The organism is Roseateles asaccharophilus (assembly GCF_031458115.1).
Classification (GTDB): Bacteria; Pseudomonadota; Gammaproteobacteria; order Burkholderiales; family Burkholderiaceae_C; genus Pelomonas; species Pelomonas asaccharophilus_A.
In genome coordinates this window covers 401645-422207 of the sequence record NZ_JAVDXV010000002.1, presented here as the reverse complement: position 1 = coordinate 422207, position 20563 = coordinate 401645, and the positions used below count along the sequence as shown (strand labels likewise).

23 protein-coding genes are annotated in these 20563 nt (G+C 69.3%); 8 read left to right on the top strand and 15 right to left on the bottom strand.

Annotated features, from left to right (window positions below):
* Positions 1 to 64: 64 nt before the first annotated feature.
* Positions 65 to 1828: a gamma-glutamyltransferase family protein gene (locus J2X21_RS06545; RefSeq protein ID WP_310326360.1), complete on the bottom strand. Its 1764-nt coding sequence runs from the start codon at positions 1826 to 1828 to the stop codon at positions 65 to 67.
* Between the two features lie 44 nt (positions 1829 to 1872).
* Positions 1873 to 2481 (bottom strand): TetR/AcrR family transcriptional regulator, encoded by a 609-nt coding sequence (locus tag J2X21_RS06540; protein WP_310326358.1) that lies wholly within the window; start codon positions 2479 to 2481, stop codon positions 1873 to 1875.
* Between the two features lie 73 nt (positions 2482 to 2554).
* Between J2X21_RS06540 and J2X21_RS06535 the strand changes: the two genes are divergently transcribed.
* Positions 2555 to 2992 carry a VOC family protein gene (locus tag J2X21_RS06535; protein WP_310326356.1) on the top strand — a complete coding sequence of 146 codons (438 nt, stop codon included), beginning with the start codon at positions 2555 to 2557 and terminating at the stop codon, positions 2990 to 2992.
* Here the strand turns inward: J2X21_RS06535 and J2X21_RS06530 are convergent.
* The 4 genes from J2X21_RS06530 to J2X21_RS06515 all read right to left on the bottom strand — a co-directional run bounded on the left by J2X21_RS06530 (position 2980) and on the right by J2X21_RS06515 (position 7520).
* The gene (locus J2X21_RS06530) at positions 2980 to 4359 is read right to left on the bottom strand and encodes a DUF1501 domain-containing protein (protein WP_310326354.1); all 1380 of its coding nucleotides are present in this window, start codon (positions 4357 to 4359) and stop codon (positions 2980 to 2982) included. The genes J2X21_RS06535 and J2X21_RS06530 overlap by 13 nt on opposite strands.
* Positions 4356 to 6053, bottom strand: a complete 1698-nt coding sequence (locus J2X21_RS06525; RefSeq protein WP_310326352.1) for a DUF1800 domain-containing protein — start codon at positions 6051 to 6053, stop codon at positions 4356 to 4358. The genes J2X21_RS06530 and J2X21_RS06525 overlap by 4 nt, the downstream gene beginning before the upstream one ends.
* A gap of 119 nt (positions 6054 to 6172) precedes the next feature.
* Complete coding sequence (locus tag J2X21_RS06520; RefSeq protein WP_310326349.1) at positions 6173 to 6811, bottom strand: 3-oxoacid CoA-transferase subunit B; 639 nt, start codon at positions 6809 to 6811, stop codon at positions 6173 to 6175.
* 1 nt (position 6812) lies between these two features.
* Positions 6813 to 7520, bottom strand: a complete 708-nt coding sequence (locus J2X21_RS06515; protein WP_310326348.1) for a CoA transferase subunit A — start codon at positions 7518 to 7520, stop codon at positions 6813 to 6815.
* A 103-nt stretch (positions 7521 to 7623) separates the two neighbouring features.
* On the opposite strand from J2X21_RS06515, the gene J2X21_RS06510 reads away from it, so the two are divergent.
* From J2X21_RS06510 to J2X21_RS06495, 4 genes are read left to right on the top strand one after another with little or no spacing between them, the layout of a single operon-like run.
* Positions 7624 to 8853 (top strand): hypothetical protein, encoded by a 1230-nt coding sequence (locus J2X21_RS06510; RefSeq protein WP_310326346.1) that lies wholly within the window; start codon positions 7624 to 7626, stop codon positions 8851 to 8853.
* Between the two features lie 2 nt (positions 8854 to 8855).
* Positions 8856 to 9935: a substrate-binding periplasmic protein gene (locus J2X21_RS06505; RefSeq protein WP_310326344.1), complete on the top strand. Its 1080-nt coding sequence runs from the start codon at positions 8856 to 8858 to the stop codon at positions 9933 to 9935.
* Positions 9932 to 10477, top strand: a complete 546-nt coding sequence (locus J2X21_RS06500; RefSeq protein WP_310326342.1) for a PAS and helix-turn-helix domain-containing protein — start codon at positions 9932 to 9934, stop codon at positions 10475 to 10477. The genes J2X21_RS06505 and J2X21_RS06500 overlap by 4 nt, the downstream gene beginning before the upstream one ends.
* Positions 10474 to 11418, top strand: coding sequence for a DUF3667 domain-containing protein (locus J2X21_RS06495; RefSeq protein ID WP_310326340.1), 945 nt, complete (start codon positions 10474 to 10476; stop codon positions 11416 to 11418). The genes J2X21_RS06500 and J2X21_RS06495 overlap by 4 nt, the downstream gene beginning before the upstream one ends.
* Here J2X21_RS06495 and J2X21_RS06490 read toward each other — a convergent pair.
* The 6 genes from J2X21_RS06490 to J2X21_RS06465 are packed head-to-tail and all read right to left on the bottom strand — an operon-like array spanning position 11411 to position 14953.
* Entirely contained in the window at positions 11411 to 12253 is an 843-nt protein-coding gene (locus tag J2X21_RS06490; RefSeq protein WP_310326338.1) for a 2OG-Fe(II) oxygenase, read from the bottom strand. The two genes, J2X21_RS06495 and J2X21_RS06490, sit on opposite strands and share 8 nt — an antisense overlap.
* Positions 12250 to 13110 (bottom strand): YaaA family protein, encoded by an 861-nt coding sequence (locus J2X21_RS06485; protein ID WP_310326336.1) that lies wholly within the window; start codon positions 13108 to 13110, stop codon positions 12250 to 12252. Before J2X21_RS06485 ends, J2X21_RS06490 begins: the two co-directional genes overlap by 4 nt.
* A 37-nt stretch (positions 13111 to 13147) precedes the next feature.
* The gene (locus J2X21_RS06480) at positions 13148 to 13774 is read right to left on the bottom strand and encodes a DUF599 family protein (protein WP_310326334.1); all 627 of its coding nucleotides are present in this window, start codon (positions 13772 to 13774) and stop codon (positions 13148 to 13150) included.
* 3 nt (positions 13775 to 13777) lie between these two features.
* Positions 13778 to 14191, bottom strand: coding sequence for a DUF6691 family protein (locus J2X21_RS06475; RefSeq protein WP_310326332.1), 414 nt, complete (start codon positions 14189 to 14191; stop codon positions 13778 to 13780).
* Positions 14192 to 14200: 9 nt separating this feature from the next.
* Entirely contained in the window at positions 14201 to 14635 is a 435-nt protein-coding gene (locus J2X21_RS06470) for a YeeE/YedE family protein (RefSeq protein WP_310326329.1), read from the bottom strand.
* Between the two features lie 3 nt (positions 14636 to 14638).
* On the bottom strand, positions 14639 to 14953 hold the full coding sequence (locus tag J2X21_RS06465; protein ID WP_310326327.1) for a metalloregulator ArsR/SmtB family transcription factor: 315 nt from the start codon (positions 14951 to 14953) through the stop codon (positions 14639 to 14641).
* Between the two features lie 79 nt (positions 14954 to 15032).
* On the opposite strand from J2X21_RS06465, the gene J2X21_RS06460 reads away from it, so the two are divergent.
* Complete coding sequence (locus J2X21_RS06460; protein WP_310326324.1) at positions 15033 to 15914, top strand: MBL fold metallo-hydrolase; 882 nt, start codon at positions 15033 to 15035, stop codon at positions 15912 to 15914.
* Here J2X21_RS06460 and J2X21_RS06455 read toward each other — a convergent pair.
* The 3 genes from J2X21_RS06455 to J2X21_RS06445 all read right to left on the bottom strand — a co-directional run bounded on the left by J2X21_RS06455 (position 15911) and on the right by J2X21_RS06445 (position 18737).
* On the bottom strand, positions 15911 to 17257 hold the full coding sequence (locus J2X21_RS06455) for a TolC family outer membrane protein (RefSeq protein ID WP_310326322.1): 1347 nt from the start codon (positions 17255 to 17257) through the stop codon (positions 15911 to 15913). The genes J2X21_RS06460 and J2X21_RS06455 overlap by 4 nt on opposite strands.
* Positions 17258 to 17400: 143 nt before the next feature.
* Complete coding sequence (locus tag J2X21_RS06450; RefSeq protein WP_310326320.1) at positions 17401 to 18054, bottom strand: protein-L-isoaspartate O-methyltransferase family protein; 654 nt, start codon at positions 18052 to 18054, stop codon at positions 17401 to 17403.
* A 47-nt stretch (positions 18055 to 18101) separates the two neighbouring features.
* Positions 18102 to 18737 (bottom strand): TetR/AcrR family transcriptional regulator, encoded by a 636-nt coding sequence (locus J2X21_RS06445; RefSeq protein WP_310326318.1) that lies wholly within the window; start codon positions 18735 to 18737, stop codon positions 18102 to 18104.
* 125 nt (positions 18738 to 18862) lie between these two features.
* On the opposite strand from J2X21_RS06445, the gene J2X21_RS06440 reads away from it, so the two are divergent.
* Together J2X21_RS06440 and map are read left to right on the top strand one after the other, a co-directional pair.
* The gene (locus tag J2X21_RS06440) at positions 18863 to 19720 is read left to right on the top strand and encodes an undecaprenyl-diphosphate phosphatase (protein ID WP_310326316.1); all 858 of its coding nucleotides are present in this window, start codon (positions 18863 to 18865) and stop codon (positions 19718 to 19720) included.
* Positions 19721 to 19741: 21 nt separating this feature from the next.
* Positions 19742 to 20563, top strand: a complete 822-nt coding sequence (gene map / locus J2X21_RS06435; RefSeq protein WP_310326314.1) for a type I methionyl aminopeptidase — start codon at positions 19742 to 19744, stop codon at positions 20561 to 20563.

The following is a 20563-nucleotide window of genomic DNA, read 5'->3' as shown; positions in this document are numbered from 1 at the left end:
AGGTGAGCGGGGCTACAGCGCCGTGTCGGACAAGGCGCCGTCGCGGCGCAGGACGGCTGTGGGCTTACTCACCTAACACGACGCCTTCACGGCGCGGGTCGGCACCGCCCACCCAGCCGCCCTTCACCTTCATCAACACCTGCAGGCCGCTGGTCAGGTCGGTCTCGTTGACCTGCTGGCCGCGGCCGTGCAGCGCGGCGAGCTGCTCCGCCGTCAGCGCGCCGCGCTCGATGATCAGCGCGCCGCTGTTGAAGTGGCCGAAGTTGGGCAGGTCCACCGCCTGCTGCACGGGCAGCCCCCAGGCCAGCGTGCCGGTGATGACCTTGGCCACGTAATGGATGATGACCGGCCCGCCCGGCGAGCCGGCCACCATGACGAGCTTGCCGTCGCGGTCGAACACCAGCGTGGGCGCCATGCTGGAGCGCGGTCGCTTGCCGGCCTCCACGCGGTTGGCCACCGGTTTGCCGTCGGCGCCCGTCGGGTTCAGCGAGAAGTCGGTCAGCTGGTTGTTCAGCATGAAACCGCCGGCCAGGCCGGTGCCGCCATCGCTCATGACGCGGTTGCCAAACGCGGACTCGACGCTGGTGGTCATGGACACGGCACGGCCCCGCGCATCGACGACGCTGATCTGACTGGTGCCGACCTCCAGCTGCTCGGCTTGCGCCGCCCAGGCCTGCCGTACGGCACCGGGGTCGCCCGCCACGGCGCGGTCCATCGCCCGCTCGCCGATCTGCGCGCCGCGGCGCTTCAGGTAGTCGGGCGCCAGCAGGTTCTGCCAGTCGCCGCCGGGCGCCGTGACGAAGGCCGGGTCGCCAATGAATTGCGCGCGGTCGGCGAAGGCCAGCTTGGCGGACTCGGCGTAGGCGTGCATCCAGTCGGCCGTGAGGCCCTTGGCGGCGACGGCGGCCGGCTGGGTGTCCAGCAGGCCCAGGATCTGCATCAGCGTCAGGTGGCCCGAGGTGGGCGCGCCGAAGCCGCAGATGCGCCAGGCGCGCCAGTCATTGCACAGCGGCGGGCGCACGATGGGCTGGTAGCCGGCCAGGTCGCTGGCGGCCAGCAGCCCCGGGCGCGCATGGCCCTTCACGCGGCGCACGATGTCCTCGGCCGTAGGCCCCTCGTAGAAGCCTTTCGCGCCCTGCTTGGCGACGGCGCGCAGCACCGTTGCATAGGCCGGATTCCTCAACACCGTACCCACGGCCTTGGGCGCGCCGGACGCGTCGAAGAAGTACGGCCCGGCCTGAGGATCGTCGCGCAGCGCGGGCTCGTTGGACGCCAGCTCGAACAGCCGCGGGCTGATCGCGAAGCCCTGCTCCGCCAGCCGGATGGCCGGCTCGAACAGCCGCGCCCAGGGCAGCTGGCCATGGCGGCGATGCCCCTCGGCCAGCATGGCCAGCACGCCGGGCGTGCCGGTGGACAGGCCGCTGAGCACCGCGTCGCGCATGGCCATGGGCTTGCCATCGGCCTTCAGGAACAGCTGCGGCGTGGCCGCGGCGGGCGCGGTCTCGCGGCCGTCCAGTGCCTGCACCTCGCGGCCGTCCCAGTGCAGCAGGAAGGCGCCGCCGGCAATGCCGCTGCTCTGTGGCTCCACCAGGCTCAGCACCAGTTGCACCGCGATGGCCGCGTCCATCGCCGAGCCGCCGGAGCGCAGCATCTCCAGCCCGGCCTGCGCGGCCAACGGGTTGGCCGCCGTCACCGCGAAGCGCTGCGCTGGCGCGGCCAGGCCCGGCGCGTTGGCGGTGCGTGTGGTGGCGGCCTCGGGTTGGTCCAGGGCCTTGGCCGGCGAACCGGTCAGCAGGACCAGCGGCAGAAGGACGGAAAGACGCTGCATCGGCGCATCTTAGGCACGGCGCCAGGCGGCTCAGTCACTCGGGGTCACTTCGTGCGGCGCGTGCTGCCCACCGGCGCCGAGGCGTCTTCGCAGACGCGCGCCAGCAGCCAGCGCATGGCCTTGCGCACGGCGGCCGGGTCGGCGCCGGTCTGCAGGTCCAGCGCGGCGCGGTCGAAGGCGGCGGACACCCAGCCGGTCAGCAGCGCCAGGTCCACGCCTCGCACGCCCACCGCCTGCAGGCCCGCACGCAGGCTGGCTTCGGCATGGGCTGCGTCCAGCGCCTGCATGGCGTCGCGGCCCAGCACGGCCGGGCCTTCGGTCAGCAGCAGCCGCGTGCGGCCGGGCTGGGCCATCGACGCGAGATAGGCATCGCCGCCGGCCAGCAAGGCCTGGGTCGGCGCCAGGCCGGCCGGCGCGGCGGCCTCGATCTCGTCGGCCACGGCGCGCGCCTCGCGCGCCAGCACGGCCTGGAACAGGTCGCGCTTGTCGGCGAAGTGGTGGTACAGCGCGCCGCGCGTGATGCCGGCCGCCGCGCAGACCGCCGGCGTGGACGTGCCGCCGTAGCCGTGCTCGACGAACAGCGCGCGGGCGGCGTCCAGCAGCGCGGTGGACGTGGCCTCGCTGCGCTCGGCGTTGGTGCGGGGTGTTTGCATACATGCAGACTGTATGCTACGGTTTAAATACATGCAGACTGTATGTATTTAACCGAGATCAAAGGAGCTTGCGATGAAGACGAACAGCTACTACCCCGTGCTGATGACCCGCGACGTGGCCGCCACCGCCGCGTTCTACGAGCGCCATTTCGGCTTCGAGGCGCTGTTCACGGCCGACTGGTACGTGCACTTGCAGTCGCGCGACAGCGGCGCGGCGGTGAGCCTGGCCATCCTGGACTGCGGCCACGCGACCATCCCGGCGCCCGCACGCGGCGCGCCGGCGGCCGGCGTGCTGCTGAACTTCGAGGTGGAGGATGCCGAGGCCGAGTACGGCCGACTGAAGGCTGCCGGCCTGACCGAACGGCTCGCGCTGCGCGACGAGGCCTTCGGCCAGCGCCATTTCATCGTGCAGGGGCCGGACGGCGTGCTGATCGACGTGATCCAGCTGATCCCGCCCAGTGGCGAGTTCGCCGGGCAGCACACGGGGTACGAGGCCTCTCAGCTGAAATAACCGATGTTCTTCTGGCTGTAGTTGGCGATCTGCGGCAGCACCAGCGGAAGGTCCGTAGCTGGCACGCCCATCCAGGTCGCCAGCGTCGCGGCCACCTGGTCCACCGATGTCGTGGGCAGCAGCCGGCCCTGCCCCACATCGTCCGGCCCGTTGACGCTGACCGACGGCAGCGCGCCGTAGTAGCGCCCGCCTTTCACCGCCCCGCCCATGACGAAGTGGTGGCTGCCCCAGCCGTGGTCGCTACCGTCGCCGTTGCTGCTCAGCGTGCGGCCGAAGTCGCTGGCGGTGAAGGTCGTGACCTGGTCGGCCACGCCCAGCTCCACCGTCGCGGCATAGAAGCTGGCCATCGCGTCGTTGATGCTGGTCAGCAGGCCCGGATGCTGCGCCACCAGCAGGTCGTGCGTGTCGAAGCCACCGATGGACACGAAATAAACCTGCCGCCTGGCACCCAGCGCCTGCCGCGCCGCGATGAGCCGGGCCACCATCAGCAGCTGGTTGGACAGGCTGCTGGTGGTGTCGAACGGCGTTCCCAGCGCCGCCTGGCTGCCCAGCGCGCTGCCAACCAACGCCTGGGCGTCCACCGAGCGCTTGACGACGCGGTTCAACTCGGCCTCCATCCAGTGGCTGCGGTCCGCCGTGACCAGCTCGCGCAGCGCGGTGGAGCATGCCGTCGAGCCGAACAGCGGCTTGGTGATGCCGTTGACGGCCACGGCGCCGCTGCTGGACACCTGGTACTGCACGGCCTGCTTGCCGGCCATGAAGACCGCGTTGCCCGACACGTTGATGCAGGTGAAGGTGGACGTGGCATTGCCGTTCAGGAACAGGTCGCCCAGCCGGCCGCCCCAACCGCTGGTGGCGCCTTCAGGTGTGCTGGCCTGCCAGACGGACTGCTGGTCGTTGTGCGAGAACAGCTTGGGCGGCAGCGGCACGCTTCTGGCCTTGTACTGGGCCAGCGTGGTGGGCTGCACGAGCGTGCCGACGTTGAGCTGCACGGCCAGCTTGCCGGCATCCCACAGGCCCTTCAGTTTGCCCAACTGCGGCGCCAGCGCCATCTGCCGGCCCTCGACAATCTGCGACAGCGCCGTGGCGGCCAACGCATCGCGCGGCGTGGCCAGCGCCTGGCGGATGCCGGCGTAGGCGGCATGGCTGGCGGCATCGAACGGCACCAGCGTGTTGCCGTAGTCGTTGCCGCCGTACAGGAACACGCAGACCAGCGCCTTGTAGTCGCCGGGCGCCGCCTGCGCCGCGGCCTCGCCCATCGCGGCGAGGTTCAGCGCCCAGGGCGCCGCGGCACCGGCCAGGCCCAGCGCGGAGCTGCGGCGCAGGAACTCGCGGCGCTGGAGCTTGGGGAGTTGGTTCAGCTTCATTTCTGCACCTGGTATTCGGGGCAAGCCATCAGCATCAGCACGGCCGCGTTGACGCGGTTGCGCTTGCCGGTGTCGTTGGTCGCCGTGATGGTGGCCACGGCGGTGGCGACCTTGGCACGCGTGTCGGCCGAGATGGCATCACCTGCCAGGCGCAGCGCGACGTTGTCGACCAGCGCCGGCACGTCGGTGCTCAGCGCCAGCTCGGCCGTGTAGTCGCCCCTGACCTCGCCCACGCCGCTGCCGATGACGGTCTGCATGAAGTTCAGGTAGCCGGCCACCGTGCTCTCGTTGCAGAGCTGGAACTCGGGCGCCGTGATGCCGTTGGTGCCCAGCGTGGAGTTGGGCGGCACATAGCCAGGGCGGAAGAAGTTGAACACCGACGGGCTGCGCAGCGGGCTCTGGCCCAGGCGCGTGGCGGGGTTGGTGGTGTCGCCCACGTTCCACAGCCCCGTGGGCGATGCGGCGCCGAAGCTGCGCGCCCACTGCACGAGGCGCTGCACGGGCTCGCGCAGCCGGCCCGCCGAGGGCTGGGCCGACGGCTTGCGGGCCTCCTCGTCCAGCAACACGGCGCGCACGACGGCCTTCAGGTCGCCGCGCACGCCCACACCGTTATCGGCCCACACGGCGGCCACGCGCCCGACATAGGCTGCGCTGGGGTGCGACGCCACCAGCCGCTGGATCAGTTGCCGGCCGATGAACGGGCCCACGTTTGCATGCGCGGCCAGCGTGTCCAGCACGATCTTCAGCGCGGCGGCACCGTCGGCGGTCGACGGCACGTCCACGCCCAGCACCTTCTTCGCGCCGGGCGTGAAGCGGGCGGCGTTGTTGACCATGGGCTTCTTCACATAGGCAGGGTCGGTGGCGCTGCTGCCGTCGTAGTCCCAGCCGGTCAGGATCTGCGCCAGCTCGGTGATCTGCGCCTGCGAGTAGGTCTCCTGCGCCTTGCCGTCGCTGCCCAGCTTGGCGCTGCCATCGGCGTTCAGCAGCACCAGGCCGATGCTGAACAGCTGCATGCACTCGCGCGCGTAGTTTTCGTCGGGCACACGGCCGGTGCGTGTGTCGGCCTTCTGGTTGCCGCGCATGTTCAGGTAGACGCCCATCGCGGGCGACAGCGTCACCGCCTCGAGCAGCTGGCGGTAGTTGCCGAAGGCGTGCTGCTCCAGCAGGTCCACATAGGCCGCGCCCATCAGGCCGCGCCATTGCACCGGCATGCCGCTCATGGACACGACGAAGATCTCCGACAACGCCAGCACCACGCGCTGGCGCAGCGTGTCGGGCGCGGACATGAACTTGCGCCACAGTGTGTTGTCCAGCCCGGCGAAGCTGTTGCGGTTGGCCTCCACGGCGTAGCCGCGTTCCACCATCCAGTCGAAATGACCCGCGCTGACGGGCATCGCGAACTGCGCATCCAGCCAGGCCGCGTAGCCGCTGGCCTTGACGGTGGCGATGTCGGCACTGGTGGCCGCGAAGCCGGCCTGCGCGAGAAAGCGCGCGGCCTCGGCATCGCTGGGCGGCGCGGGCGCGGGCGGTGGCGGGGGCGGTGCCGCCGGGCCGGCGCCCGGACCCGCTTCGCCGCCTCCGCCACCACCACCGCAGGCGCTCAGCAGCGCGGCGGCTGCGAGCGCGGCAGCTGGATTCAGCGGCAGGTCAGCGGCCGGCGCGGGAAGCGGCGGCGCGGCGGTCAGGTCGTGCATGAGGCGTCCAGGGAGGTCCGGCCTGCATGATGGCGAAGCCGGCCCCCTTTGGCACGCCCGTCACGGCCGCGCCGTGACAAACGCCCTCGGGCTTACCGAGAGAAACAAGTCACACAAACTCAGAGCAGCGGCACGCCCGTCTTGCTCTGCGCGAACTCGCGCGTGACGCCTTCGGCCAGCTCCACGACCTGGATGCCGCCAGCGACCACATCGAACACGCCCAGGTCCGTAATGATGCGATCCACCACGCCCACACCGGTCAGCGGCAGCGTGCAGCTGGGGATGATCTTGAAGTCCTCGGTACCGTCCTTCTTCTTCGCCACGTGCTCCATCAGCACGATGACGCGCTTGACGCCGGCCACCAGGTCCATGGCACCGCCCATGCCCTTGACCATCTTGCCCGGGATCATCCAGTTGGCCAGGTCGCCGGCCGCACTGACCTGCATGGCGCCCAGGATGCTCAGGTTGATCTTGCCGCCGCGGATCATCGCGAAGCTGTCGTGGCTGCCGAAGATGCTGGAGCCGGGTAGCGTGGTGACCGTCTGCTTGCCGGCGTTGATGAGGTCGGCGTCGACTTCATCTTCGGTCGGGAACGGGCCTATGCCCAGCATGCCGTTCTCGCTTTGCAGCCAGACTTCCTTGTCCGCCGGCACATGGTTGGCGACGAGCGTGGGGATGCCGATGCCGAGGTTCACGTAGAAGCCGTCTTCCAGCTCCTGGGCCGCGCGGGCGGCCATCTGGTCTTGGGTCCAGGCCATCTCAAGCCTCCTTCTTGGGAGACAACGTCATCTTCTCGATGCGCTTCTCGGGGTTGGCGTTCACGACGATGCGATGCACATAGATGCCCGGCAGATGGACGCTGTCCGGATCCAGCTCGCCGGTCTCGACGATCTGCTCGACTTCCACGACGGTCAGCTTGCCGGCCATGGCCGCGGCCGGGTTGAAGTTGCGCGCCGTGCGGCGGAACACCAGGTTGCCGCTCTTGTCGGCCTTCCAGGCCTTGACCAGCGACACCTCCGGCAGCAGCGCGCGTTCCATCACATAGGTCTCACCGTCGAACTCGCGCAACTCCTTGCCCTCGGCCACGATGGTGCCCACGCCGGTCTTCGTGAAGAAGGCCGGGATGCCCGCGCCGCCGGCACGCAGCTTCTCGGCCAGCGTGCCCTGCGGCGTGAACTCCAGCTCCAGCTCGCCGGCCAGGTACTGGCGCTCGAACTCCTTGTTCTCACCGACGTAGCTGGAAATCATCTTCTTGATCTGGCGCGTCTCCAGCAACTGGCCCAGGCCGAAGCCGTCCACGCCGGCGTTGTTCGAGATCACCGTCAGGTTCTTCACGCCGCTGTCGCGCAGCGCCGCGATCAACGCCTCGGGGATGCCGCAGAGGCCGAAACCGCCCACCGCCAGCAACTGCCCGTCTTTCACGATGCCGCGCAGCGCCTCGTCGGCGCTCGGGTACAGCTTGTTCATGCCACCGTCTCCATCAGTGCAAAGCAAGGCTCACAGCGTAGCGGCGGCGAGCTACGTATGGCGTTACGTAGAATCGCCTAATCCCCTTGGAGCAAGGAAGTCCATGCCGGTCTGGCGCACGGTCCTCGTTGTTGGTCTGGCACTGCTCGCGACGACAGCATCGGCCGCGGAGCTGGAGTTCAGCGGCTTCGGCACACTGTCGGCCTATCAAGGCGACGACGAAGTGGCGTCCGTGCGGCCCAGGCGCTTCGGCAACGAAGCATCGCGCAGCGGCAAATGGCGCTGGGACGGCGATTCCGTGCTGGGCGTGCAGGCGCGCTGGGTGCTGAGCGACGAGGTGCAACTGGTCTGGCAGCTGCAATCCTCCGACTTGGTGGACAAGCGCTGGCGGCCCAATACGGAATGGTTCTACGTCGGCTGGTCGCCCGCGCCCGCCTGGACGCTGCGCGTGGGCCGTCAGCCCCTGCCAATGCAGCAGCATTCCGAGACCGGACGCGTGGGCCTCGCACGCGTGACCGTACGCCCCATGGCCTCGGTCTACGAGCTCATTTCCAACAATCCCATCGACGGTGGCGTACTCAGCTGGAACGGCGACCTGGGCGGCGGCGCGCTGGCCGTGGATGCCAGCCTGGGCCGTGTCGACATCCGCAGCAACTCGGGGCGCGCCGCCGGACGCTATCTAGCCAGCCTCAGCGCACGCTGGCAGCACGGGCCAGTCGTGCTGCGCGCCGGCCTGCTGCGCGGCCGCCTGGACCTGCTGGGTTCGTCGCTGGAGGCGCTGGGCGACACGCTGCGCCAGCCCGGCAGTGGCTGCGCGGTCTGCGGCCCCATCCTGGAGGCACGCCTGCGTACACAGAACATCGTGTCCCACCGCATCACGCTGGGCCACACGCTGAACTGGGGTCCCTGGACGCTGGACATGGAATGGCTGCGCCGGCTCAGCAACTCCGTAGCGACGCCCGATGCCGACGGCTGGTACATGCTGCTGTCGCACCGCCTGGATCGCTGGACGCCCTTCGCTGCCATCGGCGCGTCGCGCTACCGCGAGGCTCCGCTAGGCTTGCAGGCCGCGCCGGGCACACCGGAAGCGGGTGCTGCGCTCATCCAGGCGGTGGACCGCCGCCTTCAGGCCATGCAGGACCGCCGCATCCTGCTGGCCGGCCTTCGCTGGGACCTGCACGAGCAGGCCGCGCTGAAGCTGCAGTGGGAGCAATGGCGCTCCACGCGCGACACGCTGACCTCGCGCAGCGACGAGATCGTGCTGCCACCCACCGCCACCGGCTGGGATGGCCGCGTGCGCATGATCACCGTCGCGCTGGACTTCGTGTTCTGACCATGCAGCGCCTCCTCGCCGCCATCGCCCTGCTCGCCGCGCTGCCCGCGCTCGCCCAGGACCGTCCGCTGCGCGTGGCCATCACGCAGTCGGCCAGCCCGCCTTTCGTGCAGTGGCGCGACAACCAGCCCGTCGCCGGCCTGGATGTGGAGCTGGCGCGTGCCGTCGCCGTGCAGCTGCGCATCCCGGTGGAACTGCTGCCACTGCCGCGCGCCCGCGTCGAGGCCGCGCTGGCGGGGGGCGACGCCGACCTGGCCTGCAACATCACGCCGCCGGCCGGCGCGCGCGCGCTGCCGGCCAGCGCGGCGCTGTTCGAGACCCAGGATCTGCTGCTGGGCCATGAATCCGCGCCGCCGGTGGACACGCCGGACCAACTGGCGCCGAACAGCGTCATCGGCACCGTGCAAGGACAGTCCAGCGCGGCACTGGAGGGCCTGATCAACGACGGCAGGCTGAAGCGCGACGAGGCGCAGAGCGAAGAGAAGCTGCTGCGCAAGCTTGCGCTGAACCGCCACCCCTACGGCGTGGGCAGCCAGCCGTCGGTCAGCTGGTACACCAGCCAGGAACCCATCGACGGCATCGCACCCTGGCGCGCGCAACTGGGCGCCCGCGCCTACCGCTGCTTCGCGTCGCCGCGCGGCCGCATCGAAGCGCCGCAGCTGCTGGCCGTCATCGAGCAGTTGCACGCCGCCGGCCGCATCGGCGAGCTCGTCAACCAGCACGCCGCGGCGCCGCTGGCGGTGGTGGTATCCGCGCGCAGCGCCGTGCGCGGCATCTCGTATGCGCATCTGGTGGAGGTGTTCATGGGCCAGCGCCAGCGCCTGGCCGATGGCAACGCGCCGGCACCCGTCATGAGCGCGGGCGCCGAGCGCGAGCAGTTCTTCAACACGGTGCTGAAGCGCGGGGCCAGCGAGTTCCGCAGCGCCTGGGCCGCCCAGCAGTTCGGCGGCCGGCGCCGCCCACCGCTGCAGTTGACCGGCACCGAGGCCGTCAAGGCGCATCTGCAGCGCCATGCCGATGCGATCGGCTATCTGCCGCTGGCGCTCGTCGACGCATCACTCCGCATCGTCTACTTGCCGTGACCGTTCCGGACTACCAACTCGCCTTCGAGCTGGCTCCCATCGGCCTGATGTTGTCCGAGCAGCGCATCGTGCGCGACTGCAACCAGCACGTGCTGGCCATCTTTGGCGCGCGCCGCGAGCAGATCGTCGGCAAGAGCTTCGAGCAGCTCTACCCGTCGCCCGACGAGTACCAGCGTACCGGCGAGCGCATCGTCGCCAGCCTGGACAAGCAAGGCCGCTACGGCGACGACCGCGTCATGAAGCGCTTCGACGGCAGCCTGTTCTGGTGCCACGTGACCGGCCGCGCGCTGGACCCGCGCGACCCGCACGCGCGCGGCATCTGGAGCTTCGAGGACCTGTCCGCCCGCCGCACGCTGACCGCAGAACTGACGCCACGCGAGCGCGAGATCGCCGCGCTGCTGATCGACGGGCTGACCAGCAAGCTGGTCGGCCGGCGCTTAGGGATCAGCCACCGCACGGTGGATGTCTATCGCGCGCGGCTGATGAAGAAATACAAGGCGTCCAGCACGCCCGACCTGATCCACAAACTGCTGTCTGCATGAGCACCACGCACCCGCATCCGCACGCGCCCGAGCTGCCCTACTGCCGCAACTGCCACTTCACGCTCGCCACGCCCCGTCCGGTGCACTGCGGCCACTGCGGGCAGGAGACCGACCTGCATCCGCCGTCGGTGCGCGAGATGTTCACCGAGTACCTGGGCCACTACGTCGCGTTCGACGGCCCGCTGTGGCGCACGCTGGCGGCACTGCTGTTCCTGCCGGGTCACCTGACCAACGCCTACTTCCACGGCCGGCGGCGCCGCTATGTGCTGCCGCTGCGCGTCTACCTCAGCGCCAGCTTCATCTTCTTCATCGGCTGGGCGCTGCTGCCGCAGGGGCCGACGCAGGTCATCGAAGCGGATCCCGCCTTGTCTGCCAAAGGCATCGGCACCGTGCGGCTGGACGTCAAGCCCAATCTGTCGCCCAGGGAGGCCGCCGCGGCAGCCGCCCGTGCCGCCGGCAAGAAGTCCAGCGAGCCGGAGACGCTGCTGGGCTGTCACGTCGACAAGCGGCCCGAAGACTGCACGCCCGCCGAGCGCTGGCTGACCAATATCGCCCGCAAGGCCGAGGCCATCAGCTTCGAGCAATGGAAGTCGCGCACCCGTGCGCTGGCGCCGTACGCCATGCTGGCCATGCAGCCGATCTTCGCGTCGCTGCTGCTGGCGGCCTTCGCAGGCAGCGGCCGACGCTACGCCGAGCACTTCGTGTTCTCGCTGCACAGCCACAGCCTGTGGTTTCTGGCGCTGCTGCTCACGGTGGCAACCGGGCTGGAAGGCCCGCTGATGTTCGCCGTCTTCGGCCATGGCCTGGTGGCCATGCGGCGCGTCTACGGGCTGGGCTGGTGGGGCGCCCTGTGTCGCGGCCTGCTGCTCAGCTTCTTCTACTTCGTGCTGCTGGCCGCCGTGGCGGCCATGCTGGTGGCACTGATCGCGGTGACTAGTTGAACACGCCCTGGCGCAGCCATTTGGTCGCCACCCACTTCTCGCCCTCGATGACGGGCGAGCCGCCATGCAGCGTCTGCGTGGACGGGTGCGGCCGGTCGTAGCTGAAGAACACCGCGTTGCCCTTCACGGGCGCGACGTCCAGGCCGATGTCCGGGAAGATCGTCGAGCCGCCGGCCGTGGGCGTGTTCAGGTAGATGACCAGCGTGGCCACGCGCTGGCCGCCGCGCTTCAGGATGTTGGGCGTGCTGACGTGGCCGGGGTCGAAGTAGTCGTAATGCGGCTGGTACTCGGCGCCCGGCCGGTAGCGCAGCACCTGCAGCCCTTCGCCATGGTCCAGCGGCCAGCGCAGCAGCGTCGCGATGCGCGCCTCCACGGTGCGGATCAGATCGTTCTCGCAACGCTCGAAAAACATGCCCTCGCTGGTGCGCGCGGCGTTCACCTCGCTGCCATCGGCGCCAGTGGCCACGGTCTCTGAGCGGGCCAGCCGCTTGGTGCCCAGCGCGATGATGCCGTCGCACTCCTCGTGCGACAGCAGCTCGGAAAACACCACCACGCGCGGCTGGCGCATGGCCATGACGATCTTGACGTTGCGGTCGCCGGCATCGACGACGGGCGCGAAGCGGCTCAGGTCGGGCTCGGGCAGCCCGGCCGTCGCGCCGGGCGGCGCGGTCAGCGTGGCCGACTGGCCCAGCACGCGCGCCACGGCCTGGCGGGCGACGCTCTCGTCCCAGCCGCTGCCCAGCATCGCGGCCAGGATGCTCTCGGCCGGATGGCCCACGCGGCTCTGCTCGGAAATCCAATCACACAGTTCCGTGGTGATGACTTGTTGGCTCATGGCTTGCGGCGGAAGACGAGTTGATCCTGAGAGGAGGCCTCGGGTGCGAGGCGGTAGCCGTCGAGGTCGAAGCCCTTCAGGCCATCCGGCGTTTCGATCCGATTCTGTATCGCATACCGCGCCATCAGCCCGCGGGCGCGCTTGGCGAAGAAGCTGATGATCTTGTAGTCGCCGTTCTTCCAGTCTTCGAACTGGCAGTCGATGACGCGTGGAATCAACACGCCCCCACGGGCGACCTGCGCCCGCCCTGCCCCCCGAGGGGGCTGCGCAGCCTTGGGGCGGCCCGGCGGCTCCGCGGACACCTTGCGATCCACCACGCGGAAGTATTCCTGCGACGCGAGGTTGACGATGACCGGCGCCTTCTCCGCCTTGGCGAGCTTGTTCAGGTGCAGCGCCAGCCGGTCGCCCCACCAGTCGTAGAGATTCGCGCCGGCGACGGTGGACAGCCGCGTGCCCATCTCCAGGCGGTAGGGCTGCATACGGTCCAGCGGGCGCAAGATGCCGTACAGGCCCGACAGCATGCGCACATGCGTCTGCGCCCACGCGATGTCGTCGGCGCTCAGCGTCTTCGCGTCCAGGCCGTCGTAGACGTCGCCATTGAAGGCCAGCATGGCCGGCTTGCTGTTCTTGTCGGTGAAGCGCGGCCGCCACGCGGCGTAGCGGTCCACGTTCAGCTGCGCCAGCGGCTCGGACAGGTCCATCAGCTCGCGCACATCGGCCACGGTCTTGCTGCGCATCACGTCGATCAACGCCGCCGTGTCGTCGAGGAACTGCGGGCGGGTCAGCGCCGGCGCCAGTTCGGGCGGCGTGGGCGTGTCGTAGTCGAGCGATTTGGCGGGCGAGAGCAGGAACAGCATGGCCGCGGATTTTGCGGCATGAGCGCTGGTTGATTCGTCAGGTCCCGGCTGCGTCGGCGTCGAATCGGTCCAGCGAGTACAGCACCGCAACCACCAGCAGCGCGGCGACCGGGCCGGCAGTCGGCAGCAGCATGGCGGCCACGACGGGCACCACCAGCACCAGCTGGCGCAGGCCCACGCCGTACAGCAGGCCGGCGCGGCGCACATAGCCGACGCCGGCCTCGGTCCAGCGGGCGCGGCCCGGCGACCCCACCGGCAGGCCGCCGATGAAACCCGCGTGGTTGTACAGGCGCACCGCCATCAGCGTGGACGCCAGCGACGCGAACAGCAGCGCCAGCAGCACCAGCTCCAGCACCAGGCGCGGGCTGGGCGCTCCCGACGACGCGGCCAGGCTGGCTTTCAGCGACGGCGCCGCCAGCGTGACGCTGCCCATCAGCGCCAGCGCTGCCGTCGAAGCCAGCAGCGTGGCCGACATCAGCGAGTTGCGCAGCGTCTGCACCGCCAGCAGCTCAGCGCCCGGCTGCGCGGAGACCACGCGCAGCCATTCCTCGCGCAGCCCCGCATGGCGGGCCGCAGCCAGCCGCCGCGGCAGCAGCACCAGCAGGGCCTCGTAGCCGAGCAGCACCGCCACCGTCAGGCCGACCGGGGTCCAGGCGGCATCCATGGCTCAGCCCTTGCGCTGCAGCAGCTCGAACAGCCCCATGCCGGCCAGCATCGCGGCGACGAAGACCACCGCCTTCAACTCCCCCATGCCCAGTGCCACCAGCGCGGGCCCCGGGCAGAAGCCGGCCAGCCCCCAGCCGATGCCGAACAGCAGGCTGCCCCCGACCAGCCGGCGGTCGATGTGGCGGGCCGCAGGCAGATTGAAGTCCAGCCCCAGCAGCGTGCGACGCGAGCGGGCCGCAATAGCGAACGCCACCACGCCCACGGCGATGGCACCGGCCATGACCAGCGCCAGCGACGGGTCCCACGGACCGGCCAGGTCGAGGAAACCCAGCACCTTGGCCGGATCAGCCATGCCGGACACGATGAGACCGATACCGAACACGAGGCCGGCAAGCAGGGCAGCAAGAACAGGCATCACCACTCCTCAGAAACCCATCAGGTGGCGCATCACGCCGACCGTGGCGAAACCCGCGCCCATGAACGCCAGCGTGGCCACCAGCGAGCGCGGCGACAGCCGGGACAGGCCGCAGACGCCGTGACCGCTGGTGCAGCCCGCGCCGTAGCGCGTGCCCACGCCCACCGCCAGCCCGGCCAGCACCAGCAGGCCCCAGCCGGCGTCGATGCGCGGCACGGGCACGGCGGTCCACAACGCGTAGGCCAGCGGAGCGCCGACCAGGCCCGCGATGAAGGCAGCGCGCCAGGCCACGTCGCCACGCACCGGCCTCAGCAGGCCGCCAAGCACGCCGCTGATGCCGGCAATCCGGCCATTCAGCAGCAGCAACAGGGCCGCGCCCCCCCCGATCAATGCGCCGCCGGCCAGCGCGGCCAGCGGCGTCAAGGCGTTCCAGTCGATGCTCATCGATCACTCCTTGGGGCAATAGAGCTGGTGCAGCAGTTCCAGCACCTGCAGCAGCCGGGCATCGGCCACGCGGTAGAAGATGCGCTTGCCGTCGCGGCGCGTCTCCACGACACCCTCACCGCGCAGCACACCCAGCTGCTGCGATAGCGTGGGCTGGTGGATGTCCAGCGCGGCTTCCAGGTCGCCCACCGACATCTCCCCCTGCGACAGCTGGCACAACAGCAGCAGGCGCTCGGGATTGGCCAGCAGCTTCAGCGCGGTGACGGCCTCGCCGGCCGCCGCGCGCAACAGGTCCGGGCTGATGACGGGATGGGACATGCGTCGCTCCGATGTATTGATTTCACTTTATTTATTAATATAATATTTGTCAACACATTGAAGCAAGCAGGAAATCCCGATGACCACGCGACCGTCCATCCAGGCCTTCTTCGACGACGCCACCGGCACCGTTTCCTACGTCATCGCCGACCCCACAAGCCGCTGCGCGGCCGTGGTCGACCCGGTGCTGGACTTCGACCTCAGGTCAGGCCGCACCCGCACCGTCCAGGCCGAGCGGCTGCTAGCCTGGCTGCGCGAGCAAGGGCTGACGGTGCAATGGATCCTGGAAACGCACGCCCACGCCGACCACCTGTCGGCCGCGCACTGGCTGCAGCAGCAGGTCGGCGGGCGCATCGCCATCGGTGAACACATCCGGGAAGTCCAGGCGACCTTCAAAAAGCTCTACAACCTGGAGCGCGGCTTCCTGCCCGACGGCACGCAGTTCGACCACCTGTTCAAGGACGGCGAGCGGTTCCACATCGGCGAGTTGCCGGCGCAAGCGCTGCTGGTACCGGGGCACACGCCGGCCGACATGGCCTACGTCGTGGGCGACGCCGTGTTCGTGGGCGACACGCTGTTCATGCCCGACGTGGGTACGGCCCGCGCCGACTTCCCCGGCGGCGATGCGCGCACGCTCTACCGCTCGGTGCAACGCATCCTGGCGCTACCACCGAAGACGCAGCTGTTCGTCTGCCACGACTACCCGCCCAACGGCCGAGCCCCAGCCTGGGAGACGACCGTGGCCGAGCAGCGCGCCGGCAACATCCACGTGCGCGACGGCGTGACGGAGCAGGAATTCGTCGCCATGCGCCAGACACGCGACGCCACGCTGGACGTGCCCACACTGATCCTGCCATCCATCCAGATCAACATCCGCGCCGGCCAGCTGCCGACGCCGGAGGACGACGGGGTCAGCTACCTGAAGATCCCGCTGAACGTGCTGGGCAAGGCGCAGAACTAGCGGGCCAGCAGCGTATTGACGGCGCTGAGATCCTCGGCGCGCAGCTGGCCCGAGGCCTGGCGCAGCTTGAGGCTGTTGACGACCACGTCATAGCGCGCCTTGGCGAGATCGCGCTGCGTCGTGAACAGCTGGGTCTGCGCGTTCAGCACGTCCAGGTTCACGCGCACGCCGACCTTGTAGCCCAGCTGAGTGGCTTCCAGCGCCAGCTTGGTGGACGACTCGGCGGCCTCGTAGGCGCTGACCTGGGCCTTCAGCGACTGCACGCCGAAAAAGGCGCGGCGCGTGGCTTCGGCGACGCTGCGGCGCGCGAAGTCCAGGTCGTTGCGGGCCTTGTCTTCCAGCACCAGCGTTTCCTTGATGCGGTTCTGCGTCAGGCCGCCTGTGTACAGCGGGTAGGTCAGCGTCAGGCCGATGCTGGCGTTCTTGGCCGTGCCCACGCCCGAGCCCGCGGCGGCTGCGCCGCTCAGGTTGTTGTGGAGGTTCTGCGCGCCCAGCGTAGCGCTGGCATCCAGCGTGGGCTTCTGGCCAGCGCGGGCGATCTCGGTGTCCAGCTGCGCGATCTCCAGCGCCAGGCGGGCCTTGCGCACGCCGGGGTGCTGCTCGTCGGCAGTGCTCACCCAGGTCTCGACCTGGTCGCTGGGCAGTGCCGGCAGCGCCACCGGCTGGGCCAGGCCCTTGGGCTCCACGCCCACGCGGCCCACGAACTGGTCCAGCGTCACGCGCTTCACGCGCAGGTCGTTGTCGGCGGCCAGTTCCTGGGCGGTGGCCAGGTCGTAGCGGGCCTGGGCTTCACGCGTGTCGGTGATGGTGGCCGTGCCGACCTCGAAGTTGCGCTTGGCCGAGGCCAGTTGCTCGGAGATGGCCTTCTTGTTGGCTTGCGACGTGGTCAGCGCGTCCTTGGCGGCCAGCACGTCGAAATAAGCCGTGGCCAGACGCACGATCAGGTCTTGCTCGGCCGTCTCCAGGTCGGACTGCGCGATGGTCAGCGCGCGGCGGGCCTTGTCGATGGTGGGCACATTGGCCGCGTTGTAGACCGAGTACTTGCCCTGCAGGCCGGCCGACAGCGTGCGGCTGTTGATGCTCTGGCTCGAAGCGGGGTCGGTATAGGCCTGCGTGCCCGAGGCCTGCAAGCCCAGCGTGGGCTTGAGCAGCGCCTCCGCCTGGGCCGCCCGCGCCGCGGCAGCATCGGCCGTGTTGCGGAACGCCAGATAGGTCGCGTCATACCCCCGCGCAGCGTCGTACAGCTCTTGCAGGCTCTGGGCCTGGGCCGCGCCAGCAAGCAAGAGACCGGCGGCAAGGGCCAGCGGTTGCAGGATCAGGCGTTGGGCTTGGACGAGGGGCATGGGATTCCTTGGCTGGAGCGTTTATTTAGACAGCGGCCGGGGTTATAGACGCAAAGCCCGCCGGTGACTGAAGCCATGTGACGAGTTGCCCCTTGGAGGCGGTGGGCGGCGTCTGGCGGCGACGGGCGGCGGGCACAGCAGCTTCAGAAACTGAAGGCCGGAGCCTCGGCAAAGCCGGGCAGACGGCCCGCGACGGTATCGAACAACTCGACCGTGCGGAAGTCGTCCGCACCCGTACGCGTGACCAGCACGGCGCGCATCACCGGCTCGCCACCGACGATGGCCACCAGACGACCGCCGATCTTGAGCTGCTTCAGCAGCTGCTGCGGCACGGCAGCGACCGAGCCGGACAGCAGGATGGCGTCGAAGGGCTCCTCGGCCGCGAGGCCGGCCGCGCCGTCGGCGTTGACCACGCTGACGTTCAGCACGCCGGCGCGCTTCAGGTTGGCGGTAGCCTGGGCGGCCAGGCCGGCGTCGGCCTCCAGCGCGACGACGCGCTGCGCCTTGTGGCCCAGCAGCGCGGCCAGGTGACCCGTGGCGGCGCCGATCTCCAGCACCTTCTCGTGGCGCTGCAGCTTCAACTCCTGCAGCAGGCGGGCCTCGACCTTGGGCGCCAGCATGCGGCGCGTGGCGGTCAGCGGCAGCTCGACATCGACGAAGGCCTGGATCTTGTGCGCCTCGGGCACGAAGTCCTCACGGTGCACCACGTGCAGCAGCTCCAGCACGCTGGGGTCGAGCACATCCCAGGGGCGGATCTGCTGCTCGATCATGTTGAAGCGGGCTTGTTCGAGATTCATCTTGTTCTCCGGGGCACGGTACGGCTGAAAGGCAAAATTCTAGAAGGTCAGTCCGGGGTCGCCAGCAGACCGTGCAGCAGCAGCGACATCTGGGCGTCCAGCAGCTCTTCGGGGCTCATCGTGTGATGGCAGGCCTGATGGCTGCCGAAGGAGTGCTCGTGCAGCATCATGTGCAGCATGGGCGCGATCAGCAGGTGCACGGTGGCTTCGATGGGCACGGCGCGGAATTCGCCGCTGCGCACGCCCCGGGCAATGAGGTCGCCCACCAGGTTCTGCGTCGGCGTGATGACCTCGTCCACATAAAAACGCGCCAGCTCCGGGAAGTGGCGCGCCTCCACCATCATGATCTTGCAGACCACGCCGGCCTTGCCGTGGCCGATCTTGGCCCACCAGGCCTGCATCATGAGCCCCAGCAATTCGGCAATGGGCCCTTCGTGCTGGGCGGCTTGTGCGGCCGACGCGACGATGTGCTCGGACAGGTTCTCGCGCACCATGGCCTTGAACAGCTCGTCCTTGCTGGGGTAGTAGCGGTACAGCGTGCCCTTGGCGACACCGGCCCGCGCGGCGACCTCCTCGCTGCGCGTGGCGGCGAAGCCTTTCTCGACGAAGAGTTCCAGCGCCGCGTCCAGCAGTTCCTGCGGGCGGGCGTCCTTGCGGCGTTGGCGGGGCGTGGCAGTGGCCAAGTCTGGCGGCGTTAATGACCGATGAGTCAGTAATGTAGCCGGGCGTGGCGCGCGCCAGCAAGCCGGCCGCGAGCGCTGGCTACACTGCGCCGCCTTCTAGCAGTTCGTCAGCTTCCGGAGTACACGTGGACGTCATCCTTCTGATCAAAGCCGCCATCATGGGCATCGTGGAGGGGTTGACCGAATTCCTGCCCATCTCGTCCACGGGCCACCTGATCCTCGCGGGTTCGCTGCTGAACTTCGTCGGAGAGAAGGCCAAGGTGTTCGAGATCGCCGTGCAGACCGGCGCGATGTTCGCCGTCGTCTGGGAGTACCGCGAGCGCCTGGCGCGCACGGTGCGCGGCATTGCCGGCGAAAAGCAGGCGCAGCGCTTCGCGCTCAACGTGGGCATCGCCTTCATCCCCGCCGTCGTGCTGGGTCTGGCCTTCGGCAAGCTCGTGAAGACCCATCTGTTCCACCCGGTGCCGGTGGCCATGGCCTTCATCGTGGGCGGCTTCATCATCCTGTGGGTGGAAGCCCGCCACAAGCGGCTGTACGGCGACATGGACATGCAGGGCGCCCGCCGCGCCCGCATCGAGACCGTTGACGACATGGGCCCGCTGGACGCGCTGAAGATCGGCCTGCTGCAATGCCTGGCGCTGATCCCCGGCACCAGCCGTTCGGGCGCCACCATCATCGGCGGCGTCGTGTTGGGCATGTCGCGCAAGGCGGCGGCCGAGTTCAGCTTCTACCTGGGCATCCCGACGCTGATGGGTGCCGGCGCCTACTCGGTGCTGAAGCAGCGCGACGCGCTGGCCTGGGGCGACCTGCCCATGTTCGCCGTGGGCCTGGTGTTCGCGTTCTTCAGCGCGCTGCTGTGCATCCGCTGGCTGATCCGCTACGTGTCCAGCCACGACTTCAAGGTGTTTGCGTACTACCGCATCGTGTTCGGCCTGGTGGTCCTCGCCACAGCTTACATGGGCATGGACATCTGGAAGGACTGAGCCAGCGCGGATAATCCCGCCATGGCCATCACGATCAAGACCGCTGCCGACGTCGAGGGCATGCGCATCGCCGGACGCCTGGCGTCCGAAGTCCTGGACATGCTGACGCCCCATGTGAAGCCGGGCGTCACGACCAACGAACTGGACAAGCTGGCGCACGACTACATCGTCAACGTGCAGCAAGGCATCCCGGCGCCGCTGAACTACTGCCCGCCGGGCTACATCCCCTACCCCAAGTCCATCTGCACGTCGGTGAACCAGCAGGTCTGCCACGGCATCCCCAACGACAAGGCGCTGAAGAACGGCGACATCGTCAACATCGACGTCACCGTCATCAAGGACGGCTGGCACGGCGACACCAGCCGCATGTTCGTCGTGGGCGACGGCTCCATCGCCGCCAAGCGGCTGTGCGCGTTCACGTACGACGCGATGTGGAAGGGCATCGCCAAGGTCAAGCCCGGCGCGCGCCTGGGCGACATCGGCCACGCCATCCAGACGTTCGCCGAGAACGCCGGCTTCTCCATCGTGCGCGAGTTCTGCGGCCACGGCATCGGCCAGGTCTTCCACGAGGAGCCGCAGGTTCTGCACTACGGCCGCCCCGGCACGCTCGACGAATTGGTGCCCGGCATGATGTTCACCATCGAACCCATGATCAACGCCGGCCGACGCGAGATCCGCGAGACCGGCGACGGCTGGACCATCGTCACCAAGGACCGTTCGCTGTCGGCCCAGTGGGAGCACACCATCCTCGTCACCGAGACCGGCTACGAGGTCATGACGCTGTCGGCCGGCAGCCCCCCACCGCCCGCCTTCATCACGGCAGCGGCCGCGGCCACCGCCTGA

Bases quoted from the DNA above. Each gene is read 5' to 3' on its own strand.
- J2X21_RS06545 (WP_310326360.1), bottom strand. From the start codon at position 1,828: ATGCAGCGTCTTTCCGTCCTTCTGCCGCTGGTCCTGCTGACCGGTTCG.
- J2X21_RS06540 (WP_310326358.1), bottom strand. From the start codon at position 2,481: ATGCAAACACCCCGCACCAACGCCGAGCGCAGCGAGGCCACGTCCACC.
- J2X21_RS06535 (WP_310326356.1), top strand. From the start codon at position 2,555: ATGAAGACGAACAGCTACTACCCCGTGCTGATGACCCGCGACGTGGCC.
- J2X21_RS06530 (WP_310326354.1), bottom strand. From the start codon at position 4,359: ATGAAGCTGAACCAACTCCCCAAGCTCCAGCGCCGCGAGTTCCTGCGC.
- J2X21_RS06525 (WP_310326352.1), bottom strand. From the start codon at position 6,053: ATGCACGACCTGACCGCCGCGCCGCCGCTTCCCGCGCCGGCCGCTGAC.
- J2X21_RS06520 (WP_310326349.1), bottom strand. From the start codon at position 6,811: ATGGCCTGGACCCAAGACCAGATGGCCGCCCGCGCGGCCCAGGAGCTG.
- J2X21_RS06515 (WP_310326348.1), bottom strand. From the start codon at position 7,520: ATGAACAAGCTGTACCCGAGCGCCGACGAGGCGCTGCGCGGCATCGTG.
- J2X21_RS06510 (WP_310326346.1), top strand. From the start codon at position 7,624: ATGCCGGTCTGGCGCACGGTCCTCGTTGTTGGTCTGGCACTGCTCGCG.
- J2X21_RS06505 (WP_310326344.1), top strand. From the start codon at position 8,856: ATGCAGCGCCTCCTCGCCGCCATCGCCCTGCTCGCCGCGCTGCCCGCG.
- J2X21_RS06495 (WP_310326340.1), top strand. From the start codon at position 10,474: ATGAGCACCACGCACCCGCATCCGCACGCGCCCGAGCTGCCCTACTGC.
- J2X21_RS06490 (WP_310326338.1), bottom strand. From the start codon at position 12,253: ATGAGCCAACAAGTCATCACCACGGAACTGTGTGATTGGATTTCCGAG.
- J2X21_RS06485 (WP_310326336.1), bottom strand. From the start codon at position 13,110: ATGCTGTTCCTGCTCTCGCCCGCCAAATCGCTCGACTACGACACGCCC.
- J2X21_RS06480 (WP_310326334.1), bottom strand. From the start codon at position 13,774: ATGGATGCCGCCTGGACCCCGGTCGGCCTGACGGTGGCGGTGCTGCTC.
- J2X21_RS06475 (WP_310326332.1), bottom strand. From the start codon at position 14,191: ATGCCTGTTCTTGCTGCCCTGCTTGCCGGCCTCGTGTTCGGTATCGGT.
- J2X21_RS06470 (WP_310326329.1), bottom strand. From the start codon at position 14,635: ATGAGCATCGACTGGAACGCCTTGACGCCGCTGGCCGCGCTGGCCGGC.
- J2X21_RS06465 (WP_310326327.1), bottom strand. From the start codon at position 14,953: ATGTCCCATCCCGTCATCAGCCCGGACCTGTTGCGCGCGGCGGCCGGC.
- J2X21_RS06460 (WP_310326324.1), top strand. From the start codon at position 15,033: ATGACCACGCGACCGTCCATCCAGGCCTTCTTCGACGACGCCACCGGC.
- J2X21_RS06455 (WP_310326322.1), bottom strand. From the start codon at position 17,257: ATGCCCCTCGTCCAAGCCCAACGCCTGATCCTGCAACCGCTGGCCCTT.
- J2X21_RS06450 (WP_310326320.1), bottom strand. From the start codon at position 18,054: ATGAATCTCGAACAAGCCCGCTTCAACATGATCGAGCAGCAGATCCGC.
- map (WP_310326314.1), top strand. From the start codon at position 19,742: ATGGCCATCACGATCAAGACCGCTGCCGACGTCGAGGGCATGCGCATC.